16 protein-coding genes are annotated in these 22,936 nt (G+C 73.2%); 3 read left to right on the forward strand and 13 right to left on the reverse strand.

The window, feature by feature from the left end; genetic code table 11:
• The first annotated feature begins 71 nt into the window (after positions 1 to 71).
• Both ACFKCF_RS35310 and ACFKCF_RS35315 read left to right on the forward strand, forming a co-directional pair.
• Positions 72 to 1,613, forward strand: coding sequence for a serine/threonine-protein kinase (locus tag ACFKCF_RS35310; protein WP_394499622.1), 1,542 nt, complete (start codon positions 72 to 74; stop codon positions 1,611 to 1,613).
• Positions 1,613 to 3,106, forward strand: coding sequence for a protein kinase (locus tag ACFKCF_RS35315; RefSeq protein WP_394499623.1), 1,494 nt, complete (start codon positions 1,613 to 1,615; stop codon positions 3,104 to 3,106). Before ACFKCF_RS35310 ends, ACFKCF_RS35315 begins: the two co-directional genes overlap by 1 nt.
• Here the strand turns inward: ACFKCF_RS35315 and ACFKCF_RS35320 are convergent.
• The 13 genes from ACFKCF_RS35320 to ACFKCF_RS35380 form a co-directional block, all read right to left on the reverse strand.
• Positions 3,103 to 4,971 carry an ABC transporter ATP-binding protein gene (locus ACFKCF_RS35320; RefSeq protein WP_394499624.1) on the reverse strand — a complete coding sequence of 623 codons (1,869 nt, stop codon included), beginning with the start codon at positions 4,969 to 4,971 and terminating at the stop codon, positions 3,103 to 3,105. The genes ACFKCF_RS35315 and ACFKCF_RS35320 overlap by 4 nt on opposite strands.
• Positions 4,964 to 6,739 carry an ABC transporter ATP-binding protein gene (locus tag ACFKCF_RS35325; RefSeq protein WP_394499625.1) on the reverse strand — a complete coding sequence of 592 codons (1,776 nt, stop codon included), beginning with the start codon at positions 6,737 to 6,739 and terminating at the stop codon, positions 4,964 to 4,966. The genes ACFKCF_RS35320 and ACFKCF_RS35325 overlap by 8 nt, the downstream gene beginning before the upstream one ends.
• Positions 6,740 to 6,762: 23 nt before the next feature.
• Complete coding sequence (locus tag ACFKCF_RS35330; RefSeq protein ID WP_394499626.1) at positions 6,763 to 7,944, reverse strand: lanthionine synthetase LanC family protein; 1,182 nt, start codon at positions 7,942 to 7,944, stop codon at positions 6,763 to 6,765.
• An 82-nt stretch (positions 7,945 to 8,026) separates the two neighbouring features.
• A complete protein-coding gene (locus tag ACFKCF_RS35335) occupies positions 8,027 to 8,176 on the reverse strand; it encodes a hypothetical protein (protein WP_394499627.1) in 150 nt (49 codons plus the stop codon).
• Positions 8,177 to 8,229: 53 nt separating this feature from the next.
• Positions 8,230 to 10,617, reverse strand: a complete 2,388-nt coding sequence (locus ACFKCF_RS35340; RefSeq protein ID WP_394499628.1) for a lantibiotic dehydratase — start codon at positions 10,615 to 10,617, stop codon at positions 8,230 to 8,232.
• A gap of 5 nt (positions 10,618 to 10,622) precedes the next feature.
• Complete coding sequence (locus ACFKCF_RS35345; RefSeq protein ID WP_394499629.1) at positions 10,623 to 11,489, reverse strand: thiopeptide-type bacteriocin biosynthesis protein; 867 nt, start codon at positions 11,487 to 11,489, stop codon at positions 10,623 to 10,625.
• A gap of 68 nt (positions 11,490 to 11,557) precedes the next feature.
• Entirely contained in the window at positions 11,558 to 14,539 is a 2,982-nt protein-coding gene (locus ACFKCF_RS35350) for an AAA family ATPase (RefSeq protein ID WP_394499630.1), read from the reverse strand.
• A gap of 87 nt (positions 14,540 to 14,626) precedes the next feature.
• A complete protein-coding gene (locus ACFKCF_RS35355; RefSeq protein ID WP_394499631.1) occupies positions 14,627 to 14,812 on the reverse strand; it encodes an aroma-sacti cluster domain-containing protein in 186 nt (61 codons plus the stop codon).
• Positions 14,770 to 15,489 (reverse strand): iron-containing redox enzyme family protein, encoded by a 720-nt coding sequence (locus tag ACFKCF_RS35360; RefSeq protein WP_394499632.1) that lies wholly within the window; start codon positions 15,487 to 15,489, stop codon positions 14,770 to 14,772. The genes ACFKCF_RS35355 and ACFKCF_RS35360 overlap by 43 nt, the downstream gene beginning before the upstream one ends.
• Positions 15,486 to 16,469: a hypothetical protein gene (locus ACFKCF_RS35365; protein WP_394499633.1), complete on the reverse strand. Its 984-nt coding sequence runs from the start codon at positions 16,467 to 16,469 to the stop codon at positions 15,486 to 15,488. The genes ACFKCF_RS35360 and ACFKCF_RS35365 overlap by 4 nt, the downstream gene beginning before the upstream one ends.
• Entirely contained in the window at positions 16,469 to 17,560 is a 1,092-nt protein-coding gene (locus ACFKCF_RS35370) for a radical SAM protein (RefSeq protein WP_394499634.1), read from the reverse strand. Before ACFKCF_RS35370 ends, ACFKCF_RS35365 begins: the two co-directional genes overlap by 1 nt.
• On the reverse strand, positions 17,560 to 18,213 hold the full coding sequence (locus tag ACFKCF_RS35375; protein WP_394499635.1) for a GAF domain-containing protein: 654 nt from the start codon (positions 18,211 to 18,213) through the stop codon (positions 17,560 to 17,562). The genes ACFKCF_RS35370 and ACFKCF_RS35375 overlap by 1 nt, the downstream gene beginning before the upstream one ends.
• A gap of 10 nt (positions 18,214 to 18,223) precedes the next feature.
• Positions 18,224 to 19,051 carry a S8 family serine peptidase gene (locus tag ACFKCF_RS35380; RefSeq protein WP_394499636.1) on the reverse strand — a complete coding sequence of 276 codons (828 nt, stop codon included), beginning with the start codon at positions 19,049 to 19,051 and terminating at the stop codon, positions 18,224 to 18,226.
• 167 nt (positions 19,052 to 19,218) lie between these two features.
• Here ACFKCF_RS35380 and ACFKCF_RS35385 point away from each other — a divergent pair, with 167 nt between their 5' ends.
• Complete coding sequence (locus ACFKCF_RS35385; RefSeq protein WP_394499637.1) at positions 19,219 to 22,290, forward strand: BTAD domain-containing putative transcriptional regulator; 3,072 nt, start codon at positions 19,219 to 19,221, stop codon at positions 22,288 to 22,290.
• The last annotated feature ends 646 nt before the right edge of the window (positions 22,291 to 22,936 follow it).

Raw genomic sequence — 22,936 nt, forward strand, 5'->3', positions numbered from 1 at the left:
CGACTGGCTCACTAGATCTGACATTTCCCGCTATGGTGCCGAAGATCCCATACGGTCGTCACAGGAGCCCCATGTCGCGTGTCGAGCCTCTGCGGGAGGGTGATCCCGCCGCCGTGGGGCCCTACCGGCTGTCCGGGCGGCTGGGCGCGGGCGGCCAAGGGGTGGTCTACCTGAGCCAGGGGCCCGACGGGCGGCCGGTCGCGATCAAGGTGCTGCGCGAGGGGCTCGCCGGCGAGCGGTTCGCCAAGGAGATCGACGCGGCGCGGCGGGTGGAGCCGTTCTGCATCGCTCAGGTGCTCGACGCCTCGCCGGGCCCGCGGCCGTACATCGTGACCGAGTACGTCGAGGGGCCTTCGCTCCAGCAGGCCGGTCGTCACGTCGGCGCCGACCTGCAGCGGCTCGCGGTGGCGACCGCGACCGCCCTGGCGGCCATCCATCAGGCCGGCATCGTCCACCGCGACTTCAAGCCCGCCAACGTGCTGCTGGGGCAGGGCGGCCCCCGGGTGATCGACTTCGGGATCGCCCGGTCCGTCGAAGCGGGGGCGACGGCCACCGGCAGCATCGTGGGGACGCCCGCGTACATGGCGCCCGAGCAGCTCGCCGGCGAGCGGATCGGGCCGGCCGTGGACGTGTTCGCGTGGGCGTCGGTGATGGTGTTCGCCGCCACCGGGGCGCCCCCGTTCGGCGAGGACTCGCTGCCCGCGGTGATCAACCGCATCCTGCACAACGAGCCGCAGGTCGGCGACCTGCCGCCACCTTTGCGCACGATCGTCCTGGCGTGCCTGGCCAAGGATCCGGCCCACCGGCCGACCATGCAGGACGTGTTGCTGTGGCTCCTGGGCGGGCAGCCCCCCGGCCGTCCGGCCGGGCCCGGCAACGGCGGTGTGTCCATGGCACCCGGGCGTCCGGCCGGCGGCGGCGGCGTGTCCACGGTCCCGGGACGGCGGCGGCGCGGGAGCGGGACGGTGGTCGTCGCGGTCGTCTCCGGCGTGGGGGCGCTGGCGGTCGCGGGCGCCGTCGCCTGGGTGGCCACGAGCCTCCCATTCCAGCAGCAGCGGCCGAGTACGCAGGCACTGGCGTTCACCTCCGCCGGGACGCCGGCCCGGACCTCGACCTCGGCTCCCGCTGCGACTCCGACTTCGACGAAATCGAAATCGCCTCAGCCGCCGAAAAAGAGCAAGAGTCCCTCGCCGTCGGAGCCGGCGAGCACGCCGAAGCCGACCGTGAAGAAGACCGTGAAGCCGACGCAGCCCGCTCCCAAGCCGACGACCGCGTCGGCGAAACCCTCGTCGGGCGGCGGTTCCTTCCGGGTGGTGTGGATCCGGGCGATGGGCGCCAGGAAGGCCAACACCCAGGACTGCCAGATCGGCCAGACCAACACCTTCGGCCTGGTCGAGGGGACCAAGCTGGCCACCAGGTTCCACTACGAATGGGTTCTGGACGGACGGGTGGTGCAGCGCTCCGAGTCCGTCATCGCCGAGTCCCACACCATGCAGGTCGTCGGCCCGCTCGTGACGTCGAACGGCCCTCACCGGATCACCCTCCGCGTCACCTCGCCCGCGACGGCGTCCAAGGCGTTCTCGTTCACCGTCTGCCCGGTCGGGACGGAGTGATGAACCCGCTCCTGCCGGAGGATCCCCCGGCCGTGGGCCCCTACCGGCTGCTCGGGCGGCTGGGCGTGGGCGGGCAGGGCGTGGTCTACCTGGGTCAGGGGCCCGACGGGCGGCGGGTCGCGGTGAAGGTGCTGGTGGACGGCCTGGCCGATGACCACCGCTTCGCCAAGGAGATCGACGCGGCGCGCCGGGTGGAGCCGTTCTGCATCGCTCAGGTGCTCGACGCCTCGCTGGGCGGGCGGCCGTACATCGTGACCGAGTACGTCGAGGGCCCTTCGCTCCAGCAGGCCGGTCGCCACGTCGGTGCCGACCTGCAGCGGCTGGCGGTGGCGACCGCGACCGCCCTGGCGGCGATCCACCGGGCCGGGGTGGTGCATCGCGACTTCAAGCCGGCCAACGTGCTGCTCGGCAGGGACGGGCCGCGGGTCATCGACTTCGGGATCGCGCGCGCGGCCGGCCATTCGCTGACCGTGACGAGCAGCATCGTCGGCACGCCCGCGTACATGGCGCCCGAGCAGCTCGCGGGCGCCCCGCTCGGTCCCGCGGTGGACGTGTTCGCGTGGGCGTCGGTGATGGTGTTCGCCGCGACGGGAAGCCCGCCGTTCGGCGACGACTCGCTGCCCGCGGTGATCCGCAGGATCCTGCACGACCAGCCGTACCTGGGCGACCTGCCGGGTCCGCTGCGCCCGATCGTGCTGGCCTGCCTGGCCAAGGACCCCGCCGCCCGGCCCGCCATGCAGGACGTCCTGCTCCGGCTCATCGGCGCCCCGCCCACCGCTCCGGCGGGCGGGCCCCCGAGCCGTCGGGACGACACCGTGGCGAGCCGCCCGCGCGGCAAGGCGCTGCTGGCGGGCGCCGGGGCACTGGCGGTGGCCGGGGCCCTGGTGGCCGGGGCGATCGTGTGGATGCCCGCACCGGCGACGACGGCCGCGCCCACCGTGGCGACGACACCCGCGCCCTCACCCTCGGCCGCGGGCCAGGGCGCCACCAGCACAACCGGCACACCGGCCGAGAAGCCTGCCAAAACCCCCAGCACGCCGGCCAGGAAGCCTGCCGGCACCCCCGCCAAGACACCCAGCACGCCGGTCAGGAAGACGCGTCCCACCAGGACGGCCGCCTCCACCCCCACCGTCTCCCGCGCGCGACCGACCCCCAAGCCCACGAGGACCACGGCCGCGCCGGCGGGGACCGTACGCCTGGTGTCGCTGACGCTGGACGGGCTGCGGACCGAGAAGGGCTGCTGGTCGCCCAGCCTCTTCCCGGTCGCCTCGCTCAGGGGGCCGTCGGGCAGGCAGGTGGAGTACGGCTACCGCTGGGTGGTGGACGGCCAGGACGAGGGCTGGAAGACGGACTGGGTGACCGGCACGACCAAGAACCGGCGCAACCCCTTCGGCGCCTTCGAACCGGGCCGGCACACGATCGTCTTCCACCTGCTGACACCCTCGAAGGCCACCAGGAGCGTGTCGTTCACGGTGTGCGAGCGCTACTCCTAGAGTTCGGCCGCCACCGGGGGCGCGTCCTCGAAGTCCTTGTCCAGGGCGTCGGTCCAGGAAGGCTTCGTCTCCTCGTACCCCTTCGCGTGCAGCCGGTAGAGCGTGGCGTACAGGCCGTCCAGGTCCATGAGCTCCGCATGGCTGCCCAGCTCGCGGATCGTGCCGCCGTCCAGGACCACGATGAGGTCGGCGGTGCGCACGGTCGCGAACCTGTGCGAGACGAAGACCGTGATCGTGCCGTTCTCCGTCCGGCTCGCGGCGATCTGGAAGCGCCGGAAGATCTCGTACTCGCTCGCCGGGTCGAGGCTGGCGGCCGGCTCGTCGAGCACGCGGAGGATCGGCGCGTCCCGCATGATCGACCGGGTCAGCGCGACCTTCTGCCACTGCCCGCCCGACAGGTCGGTGCCGCCCGGGAACGTGGGGCCGAGCTGGGTCCGCAGGCCATGGGGGAGCAGGGCGGGCAGGCCGGACGCGCCCGCGCGGTCGAGGGCGTCCCTGACGGCGGGCTCGTCGTCGATGCGGGGCAGGTCGCCGATGCCGGCCGACTCCTGCAGCAGGAACTCCAGGCGGCAGAAGTCCTGGAAGCAGGCCGTCACCCGGTCGCGCCAGGCCCGGACGTCGTAGCCGGCGAGGTCGCTCCCGCCGTACGTGATCCGGCCCGCGGTGGGGTCGTACAGCCGGCACAGCAGCTTGACCAGCGTCGTCTTCCCGGCGCCGTTCTCGCCCACGATGGCCACGGTACGGCCGGCGGGAAGCCGCAGCGACACGTCCCGCAGCACCGGCCGGGTGGCGTCCGGATAGCTGAAGGAGACGTTCTCCAGGACGAGATCGGCTCCGGCGGGCGGTTCGGGGGCCTCCGCCTCCCGTGGCCGGATGCGGGCCCTGGCATGGTCGTCCAGCCACAGGTAGTACCCCATGGCGCGCAGCGTCTTCTGCATCCAGGAGAGCATCTGGATCAACCCGGAGACGCTGCCGGTCAGCTGGCCGCCCAGCGCGATGGTGAGGACGACGTCACCGGGGCTCGCCTGCCCCCGCAGCGCCGCGGTGACGACGAGGTAGAGAGCGCCGGCGAAGCCCGCGCCGAAGATCAGCCATCCTACGGAGGTCCACATGGCCGTGCGGACCTCCGCCTGCCTCCGGGGCCCGTCGACCTGCTCCCACAGGGCGCGGTGGCGGCCGGCGATCTCCTCCTGCAGGCCGAACACCCGCAGCTCCTTGGCCGCGCCCGGGGAGCAGGCGGTCGTGAACAGCCCCTGCCGGAGCCGCGCCGGCGCCACGGTCGCCTCCTCCGCCCTGGCGGTGGCCCGCTCGCCGCGTCGTACGGCGAGCACCGTGGGGAGGGCCAGGAGCAGCAGGAGGAGGAACTCCGGGCGGACGCTCATCAGCAGCGCGACGGTGGAGCCGAAGGCGACGAGCGCCCTCAGGTTCTCCACCAGGGCCCCGAAGGCCGAGCCGAGCGACGTGCGGTGGCTGCGGAGCAGTTCGAGCTGGTCCTGATAGGGCGGGTACTCGTGGTGGTCCAGGTGCGGCAGGCCGCTGGTCATCGCCATGATGCGCTGGTCGAGCAGGAGCCCGACCCGCTGCTGGAGCCGGATGCGAAGGTCCGCGGCGACCGTGCCCGCGAACTGGCCCGCGACGAGCGCGCCCGCCAGGATGAGGGCGGCGCTCAGCATGCCGGGCAGGTCCGCCTCGACCGCGGAGTTCACCATGCGCTGGAGGCCGACCGCCGTCACGGCGGCGACCGCGCCGACCACGGGCGCGAGCCCGAGGACGAGGGCGGCCCTGGGGGCGTCGGCCTTGAAGGCGGCCCCGATCAACAGGGCCATGGCGCGGACCGCGACGCGCGGGGAGGTTCGGTCAGACATGGCGGGCCTCCCTGAACGGCGCGCTCTGCAGGGTGAACAGGTGGGCGTAGCGCCCGTCGAGTGCCATCAGCTCCTCGTGCGAGCCGTACTCGATGACCTCGCCGCCGTCGATCACGCAGATCCGGTCCGCCAGCCGTACCGTGGCGAACCGGTGGGACACCAGGATCGTGGTGAGCCCGCGGGTGATCTCGAGGAAGTGCTGGTAGATCTCGGCCTCGGCACGCACGTCGAGGTTGGCGGTCGGCTCGTCCAGGACGAGCACGCGGGCGCCGTGCTCGACCGCGAACAGCGCACGGGCCAGCGCGACGCGCTGCCACTGGCCGCCGGACAGGTCGGTGCCGCCCTCGAACCTGCGGCTGAGCGGGGTGTCCCAGCCGGCCGGGAGCCTGGGCAGGAAGTCGTTGAGGCCGGAGAGCTTGGCGGCACGGTCGAACGCGCCGTTGGAGCGGTCGGCGTCGAGCCGTCCGAATCCGACGTTGTCCCGCAAGGGCAGCTCGTAGCGGACGAAGTCCTGGAAGACGATCGCCAACTGGCGGCGCCAGGCGAGCGGGTCGAGGGTGCGCAGGTCCACGCCGTCGACCGTGATCCGGCCGGAGACGGGGTCGTAGAGCCGGGCCAGCAGCTTGATCAGCGTGCTCTTGCCCGCGCCGTTCATCCCGACGATCGCCAGTGACGAACCGGCCGGGATGCTCAGGTCCAGTCCCTTCAGGACCGGACGGTCGGGGTAGCCGAACCGTACGTCCTCGAACCGGATCTCCTGCGCGGGCAGCCGCTCGTCCGGCGCGGTGGTGTCCGACCGGCTGTGCTCGGCTTCCACCCCGAGCCGGCCGACCGCCAGGGCGTGCGGCACGGCGGCGCCGGCCTGGGCCAGCATCCACTGGATGTCCCCGATCCAGCCCAGCGCGCCCATGGCGGCGATGGCCTGCAGGGCGACGGTGATCGACTCCACGTCGAGCCGCCCGCCCGCCACGGCGAAGGCCAGGTACGCGAACACGGCGGCATGGGAGAGCGCCAGCAGGACCGGCCCCGCCGTCCTGCTGAGCAGGTGGCCCGACCCGGACAGCGCGTCCATGCCGACCAGCCAGGCCCGGGTGAAGCGGTCGTGCAGCCAGTCCTGGAAGCCGAAGACCCTGACCTCCTTGGCCGCGGCGTCGCCGATCGCGAGATCCCGGGCGTAGGCGGCCTGGCGGAGCGCGGGCATCGACTCTTCCTCGGCGTCCACGGCCTTCCTGACCTCGCGCAGGCGCCATCGGGACAGCGTGATCCAGGCGGCGGCCAGCGGCAGCGGCAGCCACCATTCGACGGTGGCGAGCAGGACCGCCGCGGCGAGCCCGCTCAACCGGCTGGTCGCGAGCCTCGTGAGCGACGTCACGGCGTCGCCGGGCGGATACCCCGTCGCCAGCCCCTGCGCGAGCTGGATGCGGTCGGCGATCGCGGGATCGCTGAGATGACCGATGCCGACCGGCCGGAGCGCTCCTTCGAGGGTCGTCTGGCCGAGCATCGCGTTGAGCCGTCGCGCCAGCTCGCCGGAGATCATCCCCGGGACGGGCGTGACGGCCAGCCGCACCACGAAGACGGCGATGAAGACGGCCAGATGCAGCAGCGTGCGGCCCGTGTCACCGGCCGCACCGCTTGCCACGTCTCCCACGACGGTGGCGCCGGCCAGCATGAATCCGCTGGTCAGCAGGGCCTGCAGGAGCACGACGGCGGTCAGGGCAGCGGTCAGCGGGAGCGACACGCGCGGCAGGAGGCGGAGCACCTCCAGCACACCGCTCCTACCGCGACCACGGGTCACCTCAGCCCCAGTGCGGCCAGCCATCGCCGGTCACCTCCGCTCCTCGTCAGCAGCGCGGACAGCACCCCGGGTGCGCCCTCCAGCAATGACCAGCCGGTCTCCGCGAGCGCGGCGGGCTCGTCGAGGCGGTCCATGAGGTGGTCCGCCAGATGATCGGCGAGCTTCGCCGCCTCCGGTAGCCCGGCGCACCGGGCGAAGGCGTCGAACACCAGCATCAGTCCGGCGGCGCCGTGGCAGATGCCCAGGCCGTCCAGATAAAGATCATCGTCGTACGCTGCCAGGAACGATCGTGCCGACTCCAGGGCGAAGGCGCCCAGGTCGTCGTCGCCGAGCACGCGCGCGGCTTCCCACAGCGTCCAGGCGTTGCCGGGACATCCGTAGCACCAGGCCTGCCGCCGACCGTTGCCCCGAGGCGCGCGATGCCCGTCCAGCCGGGTGGTCCCGAACGGCCAGGTGATCACTCCTCTGTCGTCGACGTAGGATTCGGCCACGAGCCGGTTCCCGAGCCGGCGCAGCAGGTCGGCCGATTCCTCGCTCAGCCCGTCGGCGTCGGCGGCGGCGCGCAGAGCGGTCACGATGCCGGGCAGCCCGTGGGCCAGGCCCAGATTGATGCGGTCGACGTTCCAGCCGCGCAGCTTCTCGCCCTGGTATTGGCCCACCCGCAACCTGGACAGTGCCTCGTCCTCGCAGAGCAGCGCCAGCCGGGCGATCAGCGGTGCCCGGCCCGCGGCGTCGATGCCGGGATCGATGGCGAACGCCACGAGAACGCCTGCCGGGCCCACGATGAGGTCGTAGTCCTCCCACCCGACCTTCGTGGTCCGCCAGCGTGGGGCGGCCACGTACTCGATGAGCCTGGCCCGCTGTTTCGCCAGAGGCTCGTTCAGCCGCGGCCACACCGTGGCGGCGATCCGCAGGCCGAACATCCTGGCCGACGCGCCGCCGCCGAAAAGGCCCGGATGGTAATGAGGGCTACGGAAGTCGCGCAGCCACGTGACGATGGCGCGGGAGGCGGCTGATTCGTCCGGCGGACGAGTCTGACCGGCGGCCAGCGCGGCGAGCACGGCCGGTCCGGAGTCCGGCCTGTTCTGCGCCGGCTCGGCCGGCACGGCGTATTCGTGAAGGAGTGTCTCGGCGACCGCCTGAACGGCGGCTCGTTCGAGCACGTGGGTCGATGTCACGACGATGCCCTTTCAGCGGATGCCGGCTCACATGTGGATCGCCGAGGACGCCGCCTGTCGCGGCGCCCTCGGCGATCGCGGTTCAGCAGGTCGCGGTGCAGCCGCCGCTGCACGGGTCGGTGAACGGCTGGGGGTCCGACAGGCCGTGGACCTCCAGCTCGTCGACCAGTTCCTCGACGTCGTCCTGGGGCTCGGGGATGTCCTGGGGCTCGGGCGCGGTGTTCTCGGACATTGCTGGGCCACCTTTCTCTCTTGGGTTGGCGGGGTGTTTCGGCATCCGGCCGGTCACGTCGTTCCGGCCGAAATCTGGGCAGCGGCGGCCGCCAGCGCTGTGGGCGGCACCGCGTGGGGCAATCGAACGGCGACCTCCGCGGCGACCCGCTCGGTGCCGTGGTCCGACACGCTCAGCTCGTCGGCCGCGGGCAGCATCTCGGTGATGGTGAGCTGGGGCGGCGCGTCCGGCGCGAGCGCCTTCAGGGCCTGCTCGAACACCCGGACCGCGCGCAGGCTCTCCAGGTCGCAGGCCAGCGGCCGGTATCCGGACGGACCGGCGACGAACACCCACCGGGGCAGCCCGAGCCGGTCCCGCAGCCTGCTGAGCGCCTGCAGCTCGGCCAGGTCTCCGCCTCCGGCCAGGTCCAGCCGATCGGCGGCGATCCGCCACTGCGCGGCGGAGACCACCAGCGAGCCGGCCACGGTGATCCGGGGGACGAAGGACCGTTCGGGGAACGCGGTGAGCGAGCAGCGCAGCCGGCGGCATCGGGCGGCATGCTGCTGGGAGTCGGCGCACAGGATCCGGGTCAGCACATTCCACGGCGTCAGGGGGCTGCGCGTCGCATGGGTGCAGATCCGTACGGGCCCGCCGGCGTGGGAGATCACGACCCGATCCGCTTCACGGTGCGCGGTGAGCTCTCCCAGCGGCAGGAACCGCGCCGCCCGGGCCCGCCACGTCGTGCCGTAATGGCCGGGGTCGGGGTCGCCGGTCCAGAGGGAGGTGTATCTCGGCCTGCGGATCGCGTTGGCGGCCTGCGGTGCCAGCGGTGGAATCAGCAGCTCCACCGACGGGACGCCACTGATTCGGTCGAGTTCGGCGAGAAACGCCCGGTAGGCGTCGGCGGCGGGCACCGCCCCGTGCAGCCGCCGCAACGTCTCGACGAAGCGTGCGTCGAGGACCGCGGCCGGACTGGCGTTGTCCAGCACCCATCCGCCGTCGCGGAGCGGGCGGACCACGCAGTCGACCGGCCAGGTGATCGGGGCGTCCGGCGCTCCGACGGCGTCGAGCATCTCCGGGGTGATGTCGATGACGGGTGCCGCGGCCGGCGACGCGGCCATCAGGTCCAGGAGCCGCGCGTAGCCTGAGCCGGGGCGGTGGGCCGGGGGCCAGGCGTTCTGCGGAGGAACCCGGCGGTTCAGCTCTCCCTCCGCGATCCGGGCTGCCAGCTCCTCGGCGAACACGTCCATGACGGGGCGCGGTCGCGGGCCGATCCGTTCGCGCAGCCTGCTCTCCGGCCGGGGCCCGTCCTCGTCGATCAGCAGGCCGAGCCTGCGGTACTGCTCGAAGGCCCGCTGCAAGATCGCCAGGTCGGCGGTGAAGGCGCCGTCGGCACGCCGGTACACGTCGACGAACCCGGCATCGGCGGCGAAGGTGGTCGATCCGGAGGTCTTCTCCCAACGGCCGCGCCGCTGTTCGAGCGGAGCCGAGACCTCCAGCACGCCGAGCCGGACGAGCTTGCCGACGAGGCCCGGAGGCGAGCCGGCCTCCAGCGCGGACACCGGCCGGACACCTGATCGCAGGGCCTCGACGATGCGGTCGAGCGCGGGGCTCCGCCGCAGCCGATAGGCGAGCAGGTCGGGCGTGGACGAGGCGGGATCGACCGTCCAGACCGCGAGGCGGTCGCCCTCCACCCGGTGCAGGGGGGTCATCGACACCCGGTGGTCCCGGCGCAGCCGGTCGGCGGCCGATCGTGCCAGCTCGACCCTTCTGGCGTGCACGTTCTCCGTCCAGTCGACGGCGACCTGGCCGTTCACCGAGAGCCCGGACGAACGTTCCGCCACGGGCGTACCCACGGGCACGAGTGACACCTGGCCCAGCCAGGTCCGCGGCGTGGTCTTGACCGCGCCCCGGGCGATCATCCGCCAGAGGTAGTCGCTGCGCCTGCGCAGCTTCTTGGAGGTCCACGGCTCGCCCTGGGCCAGGCGCCGCTCGATGTCCGCGAGCACGTCGGAGGTCAAGCAGGCCCGGCCGCCGGGCACCGAGGCGAGCAGGTGCCACGGCGTCGCCAGCAGGCGGTCGTGCTCCTTCTCGATCTGGGCCCCGGCCTGCTCCTCCAACCGCAGGAGCTCGGCGGACAGCGAGGTCACGCGGTCCAGCTGAGCGGTCAGGCCCGGGGTCGCCACGATCGCGCGCAGGAGGCGGGCCTGGTCTGCGGTGAGGGCCTGTCCCCGGTGGAGGCGGCGCCGTACGGCGAGGACCGCACGCCGCGCCGCGGCCGGCAGCTCCGGCCTCGGCACCACCTCGTCCCCGAGCCGTCCGGCGAGGACGGACGCGTCCCGGCGGTAGTCGTCATGGACGCGGTTCAGCGCGCGTACGCACGCGAACAGGTCAGGGGAGGAGGCCGCCAGCCAGAGCCGGACGGGCAGCCCCGCGACGCGGAGCACGGCCGATTCGCTCATGGTGGTCACCGCGCGTCACCCTCTTCACGGGCCAGCAGCGCCTCGGCGATCAGGGCCTGCCGCACCGACGGCAGGTTCGCCCGGTTCCAGTGGAAGATGACCAGGTACGACGCCACCGCGCGCGGCCCCATGGCGGCCGACCCGCTCTCGAAGTAGTCGCGGAACCAGCGTTCGCCCTCCTGCTCGACGACCTGCCGGTAGTCCTCGGCGAGCTCCGCCGCCTCGGGGGACAGCTTGGCGGCCAGCGCGGCACGCGACGGCCAGACCTCCCGCAGCGCCGCGGCCAGCCGCGCGAGCCGCGGATCCGCGACGGCGGCCGCGGCGAGGGGACGGTGGCGTCGCACCCGTTCCCAGACCCCGAGATCCTCCCAGCCCACGATCTGCAGCGCGCCGAACAGCGTCCGGAGCAGCAGCAGCGACATCGCCCATGAGGGGCCAGGGCCGTGACCGGCCAGGCGGAGCCGGTGGTGGCCGAGCCAGGCCAGCGAGTCGGCGGTGAAGACCCGATGGACGCTGCGCATCGACTCCGGCCCGCCGAACAGGTACGTCTCCGGCTCGTACACGCCGGGGCGCCAGTCGCCGAGCACGCCGTCGTCCCGCCAGGCGGTCAGCCGCTCGCGCAGCAGCAGGTCGAGCTCGGGTGAATCCGGCCGGAACCGGATGCGTAGGCCGGGGGGCTTGTGCATGAAGAAGAAGTCGCGGGCCAGCCCGTCGCGGACGGCCTGCCGGGCGGTCACGGCCAGCCCCGCGTAGAGGTCGCCGGACCGCTCCCGGATCGGCGTGAGGCCGAACTGGAGCCAGCGCTCCGCCGTGTCCTCCAGGACCGCCCCTGGCAGTACCTCGGATTCCGCCGATCCGGCTGACCACTTCATTCGCCCACCTCCTCGGTGCCGTCTCCACGATCGTCATGGAAGGGCTTCAGAGTCGGTTCATAGTCGGCTCATACGAGCGCGTCGATCGTTCGCAGGGCTCTGACGTCGCGTTTCACCTCGGCGTCCGCCCGGGCGAGCCCGGCGACCCGCTCGGCGAGCCCGCGATCCTGGCAGCGGACCGCCAGTCGCAGCGACACGAGCAAGGGAGTGATCCGGGCGCCCGCGCCGTGCACCCCGTCGAGCCGGGCGCCGGCGCGGACCACGTGCTCGGCCGCCGCGTCCGGGCGGCCCTCGCGCAGCGCGGCGGCCGCGGCGGCCTGCTTGGTCAGGACCTCGACGTCCCAGCTGTCCGCACTCTGCGCGCCGGGCGGGCCTGTGTCGGTCGGGCCTGCATCGGGCGGGCCCTCCCCGTTCTGTGCGCCGGGCGGGCCGTCTCCGCTCTGTGCGCCGGATACACCGCTCCCGCTCTGTGCGACGGGCGCGCCGTTCGCGCCGAACGTCGCGCGCCAGAGCCTGGCCGACTGCGCGCCCGCGCTGAACCCGATCGCGTCGAACCGCCGGATGGCGCGTTCCAGGGCCTGACCGGCGCCGTCATGGTCGCCGTGCCGTTCCGCGAGGGTCGCGCGGAACATGTCCAGCCCGGCCAGGCCGGGTTGGTGCCCGATCCCGGCCAGGATGGACCGGCCCTCGTCGAGCAGGTTCGTGGCGGTGGCCGAGTCGCACGTCATGTCCGCCAGCAGGGCCGCTGGGCATCCGACGGCCGCGCGGACCGTGTGGGCGTCCTTGAGCTCGCCGTGCAGCTGCGCGCAGATCGCCGTGGCCGCCGGGGCGGGGGTGTCGCCGTACGCGAGGCAGAGCGCGAGGTTCCCGTGGATCTCGGTGGCGCCGAAGCACCAGCGCGCCCGCCGCGCGTGGCCGAACGCCTCCTGCAGCACGGCCTCGGCCGTCACGTAGTCGCCGTCCTCCATGTGCCCGATGCCTTCGAGGAGCAGCACCCTGGCGTACGCCGCCGGGTCGTCGGCCCGGTACGCCAGCTCGCGCGCCTGGCCGATCAGCGACCGGTGCCGGCGCCCGGTCATCGCGGAGCGGGCCACCGCCTCGTTGAGGGTGAGCTGCACCGCGGCCGCCAGGTTGCCGCCGGTGTCCCAGCGCTTCCTGGCCTCCGCGATCCGGGCCAGGGTCTCGTCGGCCCTTCCCGCGGCGGCCGTGGCGTACGTCTCGACGGCCGCGATCTCCAGTTCGAGGCCGGGCAGGCCGGAGTCGAGCCGGCCGACCTGGCCCGCGGTCTGCAGCGCCATCGAAAGGTCTCCTCGGGAGACCGCGAACTGGGCGGCGGCGCACAGGGCACGCGCCGCGCGGGCGGCGGCGTGCCGCTCTTCCGGCCCTCCCGGGCGCAGTTCGAGCCAGGCGGCGTGCGCGCGCCCGGCGTGCAGGGCGCACAGCTCGATCTCCGACGGATGGCGGTCGACGCGGGCCTCGACCAGGTCCGCGACCTGGGCGTGCACGTGGGCGCGGTCGGCCAGGGGCAGCCTGCCGTACGCGACCTCGGCGACGACCGGCGACTCGACCTCCAGCTCGCCGGCCGAGCTCGCCCGGGTGACCAGCAGCCCGTCGCCGAGCAGCTGGGCGAGCGTCTCGTCGAAGGTCTGGTCGAGCGGCGGGTCCAGGGCCGCGGCGACCTTCTCCAGGTCCCCGGCGACACAGCTGCCGCCGAGCGCGCTGGCGATGGCGAGCAGCCGCTGGGCGTCCACGCCCAGGTGGTCGAGGCGGGCGCCCACCGCCGCCTCCGCGCTCGGCGCGATGAGATCGGTACGGCCCTCGGCGTCCACCTGGAGGTGGGCGAGCTGTTCGAGGTAGAGCGGGTTGCCGGCGCTGCGCCGGGCGAGGTCGTCGCTCGGCGAGAGTGACCCGAGCCGGGCCGCGACGGTCGCCGCCAGCTCCCGGGTGTCCGCCGGGCCGAGGGGCGGGACGCGCAGCGTGGTCACCGGCCTCCGGGTCAGCGGCGGCTCGTCCACCCGGCCGCTGAGCATCAGCACGGCCCGGACGTCCAGGTCCGGATCGTCGAGGCCGTCCGCGAACTCGCGCACCGCCGGGGACATCCACTGGCAGTCGTCGAGCACGAGGACGACCGGACGCCGTGCCGCCGCCTCCCGCAGCAGCTCCCGCAGCGTCCAGAAGATCTCCTCCTTGCCCTGGGGCCCCTGCCCCCTGGGCACGTCTCCCCCCAGGGCCTCGGCCAGCTGGTAGAGGGGCCAGTAGCCCAGCCGCCGCCCGTCGCGCCGGCAGCGCAGGGTCAGGAACCGCGCGTCCGGCGCCATCCGCCGCGACGCCTCGGCCACCAGCCGGGACTTCCCGACGCCCGGTTCGCCGGCCAGCACCACGGCGGGGACGCCCGCCCGGCGCAGGCCGGCCCGCAGCGCTGTCAGCAGATCGTCCAGCTGGGAACGGCGATCCACCAGCGGCGTGCGCGCCTCGTCGGCGTCCGCTCCCGCGGCGTCGGCGATCTGCCAGGCCCGCAGTGGCCGGCTGAAGCCCTTGGCCGCGATCGGCTCGATGGGCCGGGTGGGTACGGCTCCCCGGACGAGCAGCCAGGTCCGCACGTCCATGACGACGCCGTCGGCCGGCGCGGCGGCCTGGAGCCGGGCGGCGCGGTTCATGACCTCGCCGATCGCGAACGAGGAGTCCCGCTCGGAGAGGGCGACCTGCCCCGAGGCGATCCCGAATCGCACCGAGAAGTCCACTCCTCGCGTACGGCGCAGGTCGGCGGCCTGGCGCGCGATCCTCTCCAGGGAGACCCGGGCGCAGTCCACGGCACGCAGCGCGTCGTCCTCGTGGGTGGCCTCCACCCCGAAGACCGCGACCACGGCGTCCCCGATGAACTTCTCCACCCGGCCGCCCTGCTCGGTCGCCGCCCGGCTCACGTCGGAGAAGTACGTGGCCAGCGTGCTCTGCCAGACCTCGGGGCTGAGCCCCCGCGCGAGCTCGGTCGAGCCGGCGACGTCGCCGAAGAGCACGGTCACGAACCGCAGGGTGGTGCGGGGGGTGGGCACGGGGGACAGAGCAGCGCCACACGACATGCAGAAGCGGGCGGCGGAGGGGTTCTCACCGCCGCATTGAGCACAGGGTCGCATCACCGGTCACCAGCACCAGCCACCGCTGGCGTAGGCATGCCCTTCGACGTCCGCGGCATCCTCCATGCGTTCCCTGATGGAGACGAGCACCTGGAGTTCCTCGTCGCTGAGCGACTGCAGCACCGCGATCTGCTCGCCTGACGCGGTCGTCAGGTCGAAGCCGGCGGCTTCCAATTGGTCGATGGTCGCCATGACCTCTCCTTTCCTGCGGCGTTCGCGCGCAGTTGGACGGCGTCTACGAGCTGCGCCAGGCCGTACGCCGTGTTGAGGGCGCTCAGCCCGACCAGCGACTCCGCCTCGGCGGTGAGCGGGAGCCTGTCGATCGCGCGCCACAGCTCCTCGCGGTGCGTGCCGTCCACGACGGCATGGGTCACGAGCGTGCGGAACGCGTCCAGCGGCAGGCCCGTACGCCGGGAGAGCAGGGGCGCCAGATCGGGAGGGGGCGGGTAGCCCTCCAGGACGGCGACGTGCCCGAGCAGCGCCACCGGGTGGGCGTGCTTGATCCAGTAGTACTGGCTGCCGACCACCGCGGCGACGCAGGGCAGCGGCGGATCCGTGAACAGGGTCTCGGTGACGCCTCCCGCGCGGGCGTAGTCGCCCACCACGTCCTGGTCGTGGCCGTACTCCTCGTGCACATGGCGGGCGAGGTAGACGGCGACGCCCCGCGCGATCTCGTCGTCCCGCGCCAGGCACGCCGTGGTGGCGTCGAGGATGAGCGGTACGGTCGCGCGCAGCATGCCGTGCAGCGCCCTGAGCCATTCCAGATAGAGCTCGCGCGGTGCGGGATGGCGCCACATCCGCTCCGTCCTGGCCAGCAGCGCGGGCATGACGAGGTCGATCTTGGCCATCAGACGCAGGCTGGTGGTCATGTCCCGCCTTTCCGGCCCATGAGGGCGGTGAGCAACCGGGATCCGTCGTCCCCGGCGGTCTCGTGCAGGCGCCAGCACAGGCCGCAGACGTCCGGATAGCGAGCGCGGGCGAGTGCGGCGAACGGCGGCAGCCGCACCAGGTCCTGCGGCCGCACCGAACCGACGGCGCGCAGCAGCGGGTCGTCGCGGAACGCGGCCAGCGCGGCGCGCACCTCGGCCGCGCCGGTCGCCCGCCGGCGCAGCCCGCCGGGGCCGCCGCCCGTGATGACGCTCTCGTTGCAGCAGCCCGTGACCACGCCGTCGTAGCGGACGGTCGGCGACGCGGTCAGCGGGCACGCGCCCAGCTCGGCGACGCCGTAGCGGCGCCCGATGGCGAACACGCCGCTCCCTCGGCCGGCCCGCAGCGGGGTGATCAGCGTGATCTCCGCGTGCCGGGACCAGCCGTCCCCCAGCGTGTCGCGGAGGACCCCTTCGGCGAACGGCACCGCGCCGGGCTCGTCCAGGAGCTGGAGGACGATGTGGCAGCCCGCCCGCGCCGCGTGCGCGACGGCGCGGCCGAACCGCCGCCGGTCGACGGCGGCCTGGTGGAAGCGGTCCGTGCTCAGGATCACGGTCGAGGACCGTTCCAGCACCCGCGTGATCCACCGCGGGCATCGGGGCCCCGACGCCCAGTGGCCGCTGGAGAAGATCACGACGTCCTTGCCCGCGTCCGCGAACGCGTCCACGGCGAGGATCAGCCCGCGACGCTCGGCGAACGGCTCGCCGCCCGAGATCGCGACGGCCTCGACGCCGGGTTCGGCGCAGATGCCCGCCAGGATGTCCGTGAAGAGGCGGTAGTCGGTGATGCGCGGGCCGGCCGGCAGCGCGGCGACGGAACAGTGCGCGCACCCGACCGGGCAGCGATCGGTGAGGTAGAGCAGCACGGTGCGGCCACGCGTCCGTCGCAGCCGCTCGATGTCCGCTAGCCTCAACCGGCGCATCACCGCTCCCGGCCCTCCCAGCCGAGCGTCACCAGCTCGCTGTAGCGGGCGATGCCGTGGCGGCGGGCGAAACCGTGCGGGCCGTGCCGCTCCACGAGGGCGCGTACGGCGCTCTCCATCGCCGGACCGGCCGGCGAGTCCAGATAGCCGGCGACTCGTTCGCCCAGCCCGCGGTCCCGGTGCAGGGTGACGCAGACGTCGCAGTAGCCGGAGGCGACGGCGCCCGATCCGAACCGCGACTTCGCGTAGCGCGGTCCGAACATCCGGACGGCCCGCGCCAGCGGCCGGTCCAGGTGGCGCCGGCGCAGCACCGGCCAGGGATCCTCGTCGGCGTGTCCGAGAACCAGGTGCGGCGGGCGGGGGACGGCGGCGAGGTCGTCGTTGCAGCAGGTGAGGACCGTCCCGTCGTAGGTGACCAGCGGCCAGGCCGCCATCTCGCACGGCGCGGGCCCTGGCGCGGACGCGGCGTGCCGGGCCTTCGGGCCGGCGGCCGGGCCGTCCAGGGCCTTCGCGCGTCCGACCGGCCGCAGCGGCACCACGAGCATGGGCACCTGGTCGGCGAACTCCCGCCGCACCTCGCGCACCAGGTCGGCGACGTAGGGGTCCTCCGCGCCGTCCCCGGTGATCTGCACGCTCACCTGCGGTCCCCACGAACGGATCTCGTGCAGCACCCGGAAGGCGGCGCGCCTGCCCACCTCCCGCTCGTGGAAGCGGTCGAGGCTGACCGCGAAGTGATCGACCGCCGAGATGGCCGCCCGCAGGGCGGCCGGCACCGCGTGCCCGTCCCGGGCGAAGTACAGCCCGGACAGCAGGTACGACCTCGTCCCCGACAGCCGGGCCGAGTCGGCGAGATCGCGCACCAGCCGGGGCCGCAGGAGCGCCTCCCCGCCGGACATGGCGATGAACTCCGGACGCTCCTGCCCGGTGAAGGAGGCGATCAGCCGCCGGAAAGGCCGTTCCGCGTGCTCCACGCCGTCCATGGCGGACTCCGTCGAGCAGTGCGCGCACGACAGCGGGCAGCGGCGGGTGAGGGCGAGGAAGACGCCCGCGGCGGGCACGGCGCGCAGCACCGCCATCTCGGCCAGATGCATCAGGTCACTCCGTGGCCCGTGGTGGCGGTGACGAACTTGCTCAGCGCGTTGAGCAGCTCGTCCACCGCGGCGTCGGAGGCCTCCGTACGGCTGAGCGCGATCTCCAGGCGGGTCCAGGGCGTGAGGCCCTCCCTGGCGCTCCGGGTCAGCGAGCGGGCGGCGGCCATGAGCGTGAGCGTGATCGCCGACTGGGCGGCCAGCTCGGTGAACAGGTCGACGGCCGCCATCTCCCCGAACCGCTGCAGAGCCGGGTCGAGCACCTCCATCACGCCGATGGTGCGGTCCTCGAGCTCCAGCGGGGCCGCCATCAGGACCTTCGGCACGTATCCGGTGCTCTGCGCGAACTCCCGATCGAAGCGCGGATCCGCCTGGACGTCGCTGAGCAGCACGGTCTCGCCGGTCTGGAACACCCACCCGGCGACGCCGCGCCCGGTCGGGATGGCGACCCCGAGCAGCCGGTCCTCGCCCTCCCCGGACGACGCCTCGAACACCAGCCGGTCGCGCTCCTCGTCGTACAGGAACACCGACGCGGCCGACGCCGAGAAGGTCAGCCGGGCCAGCCGTACGGCCGACCTCAGCAACTCGTCGTGCTCGGTGGGACGCAGCAGCCGCCCCAGCGAGGAGGTCAGGGAATCAGGGATGCCCACGCCCATGGTGGCCTCCTCATGTCCGGTTGTTCGCGACGGCCGCCAGCACGTGTTTGAGCTGGCCGGTGGCAAGGCCCGGGTGCCGCTGCAGCACGCGCGCGCACAGCCCGGTGATGTGCGGGGTGGCGAAGCTGTTGCCGGTCAGGCGCGAGGTTCCGCCGCCGGGCAGTGGCACCTCCACCCCGATCCCGCGCGCGAAGAACTCGGCAGGAGGCTCAGGGTTGCACTCGATGTGCTCGGCGAGCGCCAAGGCGTGCGAACCCACCGAGATCACGCTCGGGAAGTGCCAGGGATAGCTGCGCACCGGCCGGTTGTGGGCGGAGGCCACGATGGTGACCCCGGCGAAGAAGGCCCTGTCGACGAGATCGTGCAGGGCCTCCTTGTGCTCGGCGCGACGGGTCGACAGGCTCAGGCTGACCAGGGAGAAGCGCTGCTCGATGGCCCACTCCAGCGCCGCCAGCAGCACCTCGCCACGGCCCTGCAACCCGCTGCCGAGCACGCGGACGCTGGTCAGCTCGCAGTCCGGGGCCATGGTCCGGATGACGCCGGCGCACGCCGTCCCGTGGCCCGCCTGGTCGCCGACCTCGTCCGGCACGATCTCCAAGCCGTCACCCGTCACCGTGAGCGGGGTGATCGGCCTGGTGAAGGCCGGGTGGGACGCGTCGACCCCGCTGTCGATCAGGCAGACCCGCACGCCGGAGCCGGTTGCCGATCCCCAGGCCCACTCACGGGTGATCGCGCAGGGCAGCGCCAGCCGGGCCGAGTCCATGACCGCGCCCCGTGAGGCGTGCGCCAGCCGAAAGGTCCGCGGCGGCGCCTCCGCGACAGCCGGAAAATCAGCCATTGCCCACCCTCAGCGTCATTGTTCTGGCTCCGAGTAAATAGTGGGAGAGGGCGTTCATAGTTACTTCAGAGTCCGATCAAAGCGCCGTCGGGGACTGATTTCGAGGGCTTGAGAAACCCCATCGCCTGACAGACCATGAGAGCGAAATCCAAACCGGAGTGTGACTCATGTTGGAGTTCCGCTTGCTCGGCGCCGTGGAAGCCTACTCGAACGGGCAGTGCGTCGGACTGGGCCCACGCAAACAGCGGCTGACATTCGCGGTTCTGGCTCTGGAGGCCAACCATCCGGTCACGGTGGAGCGGCTGGTCGAGCTGAACTGGCCGGGGTCCCGCCCGCGTACGGCACAGCACGCGATCCGGGTGTCCGTCTCCCAGCTGCGCTCGATCCTGGCCCGCGCCGACCCCGCCCAGGCCGAGGTCACACTGACGGCGCAGGGCGCAGGCTACGTCCTGCGGACCGACCCGGAGCGGATCGACGCCCATCGCTTCCGCGGCCTGGTGCAGCGGGCCCGCGCGGAACCCGACGACGAGCGCCGGGTCGCGCTGCTCGACCAGGGCCTCAGCCTGTGGCGCGGCCCCGTGCTGGCGGGGACGGCGCCTCCAGAGACCCAGGAGCGCCTGGGAAGCGGCCTGGAGGAGTCGCGGCTGGTGGCGCTGGAGGACAAGATCGACGCCGGGTTACGGCTGGGCCGCCACCGCCAGCTGCTGGACGAGCTGACCGAGCTGACCCGATATCATCCGTTCCGCGAACGGCTGACCTGCCAGTTGATGATCGCCCTTTACCGCAGCGGGCAGACGCACACGGCCCTGGAGGAGGCCAGGAGAGCGCGCCGCCGCCTGGCGGACGAGCTCGGCATCGACCCCAGCCTCGAACTCCAGCGGCTGGAGGTGGCCATCCTGCGCAACGACCCGGTGCTGCTGCCGCAGCCCGATCGCGTCCTGGCGGCCGGCCCGGCGCCGCCGGCGGTGCCGGCGCAGCTGCCGCGGTCCGTCTCCGACTTCACCGGCCGGGCCGGGCAGCTCAGGTGGCTGGACGAGCACATTCAGGACCACACGAGCACGCCGGTCACGATCGCGATCACCGGCGCCGCCGGGGTCGGCAAGACCGCCCTGGCCCTGTACTGGGCGCACCGGATCCGCGATCGTTTCCCCGACGGCCAGCTGTACGTCAACCTGCGCGGCTTCGCCACCGGGCCGCCGATGCGGCCGGAGCAGGCGCTGGCCCGCCTGCTGCGCTCCCTCGGGGTCGCCCCCGAGCACGTGCCCGCGGACGCGGACGAGGCGGCCGCCCTGTACCGGACCCTGCTGGCCGGCAAGCGGGTCCTCGTCCTGCTCGACAACGCGGCCACGCCGGAGCAGGTCCGCCCGCTGCTCCCCGGCGCCACCGACTGCCTGTCGCTGGTGACCAGCCGGGACCGGCTGAGCGGGCTCGTGGCCCTCGACGGCGCCCGGCCGCTCCCGCTGGCCGTGCTGGACCCCGCCGAGGCGCGGACCCTGCTGGCCCGGATACTCGGCGCCGACCGCGTACGGCAGGAGGCGGAGGCCGCCGCCAGGCTGGCGCTGCTGTGCGACTATCTGCCGCTCGCGCTGCGGATCGCGGCGATCAACCTGTCCCGGCAGCCGACGCGCGCCATCATCGACGGCGTCACGGAGCTCGCCGGGAGCGATCGCCTGAACGCCCTGCAGGTCGACGGGGACGGCCGGGCCGCCGTGCGCGCCGCGTTCGACCTGTCGTACGCCGCCCTCGACGAGCCGGACCAGCGTCTCTTCCGGCTGCTGGGCCTGAGCCCGTGCCCCGACCTCACCCCGCAGGCCGTCGCGGCGCTGGCCGCCGACCCGATCGAGCAGGTGCGGCGGGCCCTGGACCGCCTGGAGCGCACGCACCTGATCCTGCAGACCGCTCCGGGCCGGTACGGGTTCCACGACCTGATCAGGCTCTACGCCCGGGACAGCGCGACCGAGACCGAGCGGACGACCGCGCTGGCGCGCCTGTTCGACTTCTACCTCAGGGTCGCCGACGAGGCCAAACGCCTGCTCTACCCGCAGGCCCTGCAACTGGCGGGACCGCCGCCGCGCAGGCCCCCGCTGACGTTCGAGGAGCCGGCGACGGCGCTGGCGTGGCTCGACGCCGAGCGCTCCGGCCTCATCGCGGCCATCACGTACGCGGCCGCGCACGGCCCCCGCGAGGTGGCCTGGCGGCTGGCCGACACGCTGCGCGGCTACCTGTCGCTGCGGCGCGACCCGAACGACTGGCAGGCCGTCGCCGAGGCCGCCCGCTCGGCCGCCGGCCTCGACGGGGACCTCACCGCCCAGGCCGCCACGGAGCTCAGCATGGCGCAGGTCTACCAGAGCCGGGGCATGCACCCGCAGTCGCTGAGCCACTATGGGCAGGCACTGAAGCTCGCCCAGAGCGCCGGGTGGCGCGAGTGCGAATGCGCGGTGCTCAACAACCTCGGCAACGTGCACTGGAAGCTGGGCTCGCTGCAGGAGGCCGCCGACCACTACAGCCAGGCCATCGCCATCGCGAGACAGACGGGCCAGCGCACCATCCACGCCACCAGCCTGGCCAACCTCAGCATGGTCTACCGGAGCCAGGGGCAACTGGCACGGGCCGCCGAACTCCAGCACGAGGCGCTGGCGCGTTACCAGCAGGCCGCCTACCGCAACGGCGAGGCGATCGCGCTGGAGAACATGGGCGAGATCTACCACGACCTCGGCGAACTCGACCGCGCGCTGGACTACCTCGACCGCGCCCTGCCCATCTTCCGGCAGTCGGGCAACCGCTACGGCGAGGTCCTCGTCCTGAACACACTGGCCGCGGTCCACCGTGACGCCGGCCGATACGAGGACGCCCTCGAACTCGCCGACCGCGCGGTGGAGCTGTCCGTCGCGATCGGCGACCGCCGGGCGGAGGCCGACACGCTCAACACCCGGGCCACCGTACGCGCTCGTCTCGGGCGCCCGGAGCAGGCCGCCGAGGAGCACGGCAGAGCGCTGGCCATCGCCCGCGAGGTCGGCAACCCGCAGCCCCGGCTGGAGTCCCTCATCGGGCTGGCCGGCGCCCATTGTCGGCTGGGAAACCTGGAACAGGCCTCCGCCCACGGTCACGAGGCGCTCAACGACGCGCGCCGCCGGGGGTTCCGCCAGCTGGAGGAGCAGGCGCTCAGCGCTTTGGCGGCCATCCAGCTGCGCGCCGACGACCGGGAAATCAGCGCGGCATTGTCCGTCGATTCAGAATGAATAATTCGCCATATTTCGGTAGGCTGCCTTATTGCCTGACGGGGCTCCGGCATTTACCTTGGAAATATGAGGAAAGCAGCGATTACCACGCTCGGTGTACACGACGACACCAACAATTCCCACGGCTCCTTCGAACTGCCTCGACGCTGAATTTCGACCGCGGGTAAATGCGCCATTAAATTTTTCGCCCGCCGTACGTCCGGCAGGAAAATCCGCCGCCGGCGTATCCCCGGCGGTGCGCGGCTCGCGCAGGCTCCGCCGACGCCCGGCATGCCGCTGATCAGCGTCTCGACGGTCACGGGCACGAACCGCCCGCCATCCGATCCGCTCGATCCGTCCGTCCTCCCCGCGGCCCCGCGGCCGCTTCCGGCACGCGCCTCAGGCGAGGGACGGGACGCGGAGGCCGGGTCGGCGGCGGCGTCGTCCGGCAGGCGTGCCGCCCGCGGAAATCGCCCGGCGTAAACATGGCCGGCCCGCTGTCGTCCATTCTGTATACCAGCCGTCGCCGCAGGCCGGCGTCCGGGGCAAAAGGGATGGGCGGGAGCATAATCGGAGCCATGCGCGTGGGGACAGCCCGTCATTTCGGTTGGGGCCGGTGAGATCCTGCACGGTACGCGGGCGGCGCTCGGGCCGACCTGGGCCGAGG

This window comes from Nonomuraea sp. JJY05 (genome assembly GCF_043496855.1).
GTDB lineage: Bacteria > Actinomycetota > Actinomycetes > Streptosporangiales > Streptosporangiaceae > Nonomuraea.

What these genes read in the sequence shown, in the direction of transcription:
- ACFKCF_RS35310 (WP_394499622.1), top strand. Translation starts at nt 72, where the DNA reads ATGTCGCGTGTCGAGCCTCTGCGGGAGGGTGATCCCGCCGCCGTGGGG.
- ACFKCF_RS35315 (WP_394499623.1), top strand. Translation starts at nt 1,613, where the DNA reads ATGAACCCGCTCCTGCCGGAGGATCCCCCGGCCGTGGGCCCCTACCGG.
- ACFKCF_RS35320 (WP_394499624.1), bottom strand. Translation starts at nt 4,971, where the DNA reads ATGTCTGACCGAACCTCCCCGCGCGTCGCGGTCCGCGCCATGGCCCTG.
- ACFKCF_RS35335 (WP_394499627.1), bottom strand. Translation starts at nt 8,176, where the DNA reads ATGTCCGAGAACACCGCGCCCGAGCCCCAGGACATCCCCGAGCCCCAG.
- ACFKCF_RS35340 (WP_394499628.1), bottom strand. Translation starts at nt 10,617, where the DNA reads ATGAGCGAATCGGCCGTGCTCCGCGTCGCGGGGCTGCCCGTCCGGCTC.
- ACFKCF_RS35345 (WP_394499629.1), bottom strand. Translation starts at nt 11,489, where the DNA reads ATGAAGTGGTCAGCCGGATCGGCGGAATCCGAGGTACTGCCAGGGGCG.
- ACFKCF_RS35355 (WP_394499631.1), bottom strand. Translation starts at nt 14,812, where the DNA reads ATGGCGACCATCGACCAATTGGAAGCCGCCGGCTTCGACCTGACGACC.
- ACFKCF_RS35360 (WP_394499632.1), bottom strand. Translation starts at nt 15,489, where the DNA reads ATGACCACCAGCCTGCGTCTGATGGCCAAGATCGACCTCGTCATGCCC.
- ACFKCF_RS35365 (WP_394499633.1), bottom strand. Translation starts at nt 16,469, where the DNA reads ATGCGCCGGTTGAGGCTAGCGGACATCGAGCGGCTGCGACGGACGCGT.
- ACFKCF_RS35370 (WP_394499634.1), bottom strand. Translation starts at nt 17,560, where the DNA reads ATGCATCTGGCCGAGATGGCGGTGCTGCGCGCCGTGCCCGCCGCGGGC.
- ACFKCF_RS35375 (WP_394499635.1), bottom strand. Translation starts at nt 18,213, where the DNA reads ATGGGCGTGGGCATCCCTGATTCCCTGACCTCCTCGCTGGGGCGGCTG.
- ACFKCF_RS35380 (WP_394499636.1), bottom strand. Translation starts at nt 19,051, where the DNA reads ATGGCTGATTTTCCGGCTGTCGCGGAGGCGCCGCCGCGGACCTTTCGG.
- ACFKCF_RS35385 (WP_394499637.1), top strand. Translation starts at nt 19,219, where the DNA reads ATGTTGGAGTTCCGCTTGCTCGGCGCCGTGGAAGCCTACTCGAACGGG.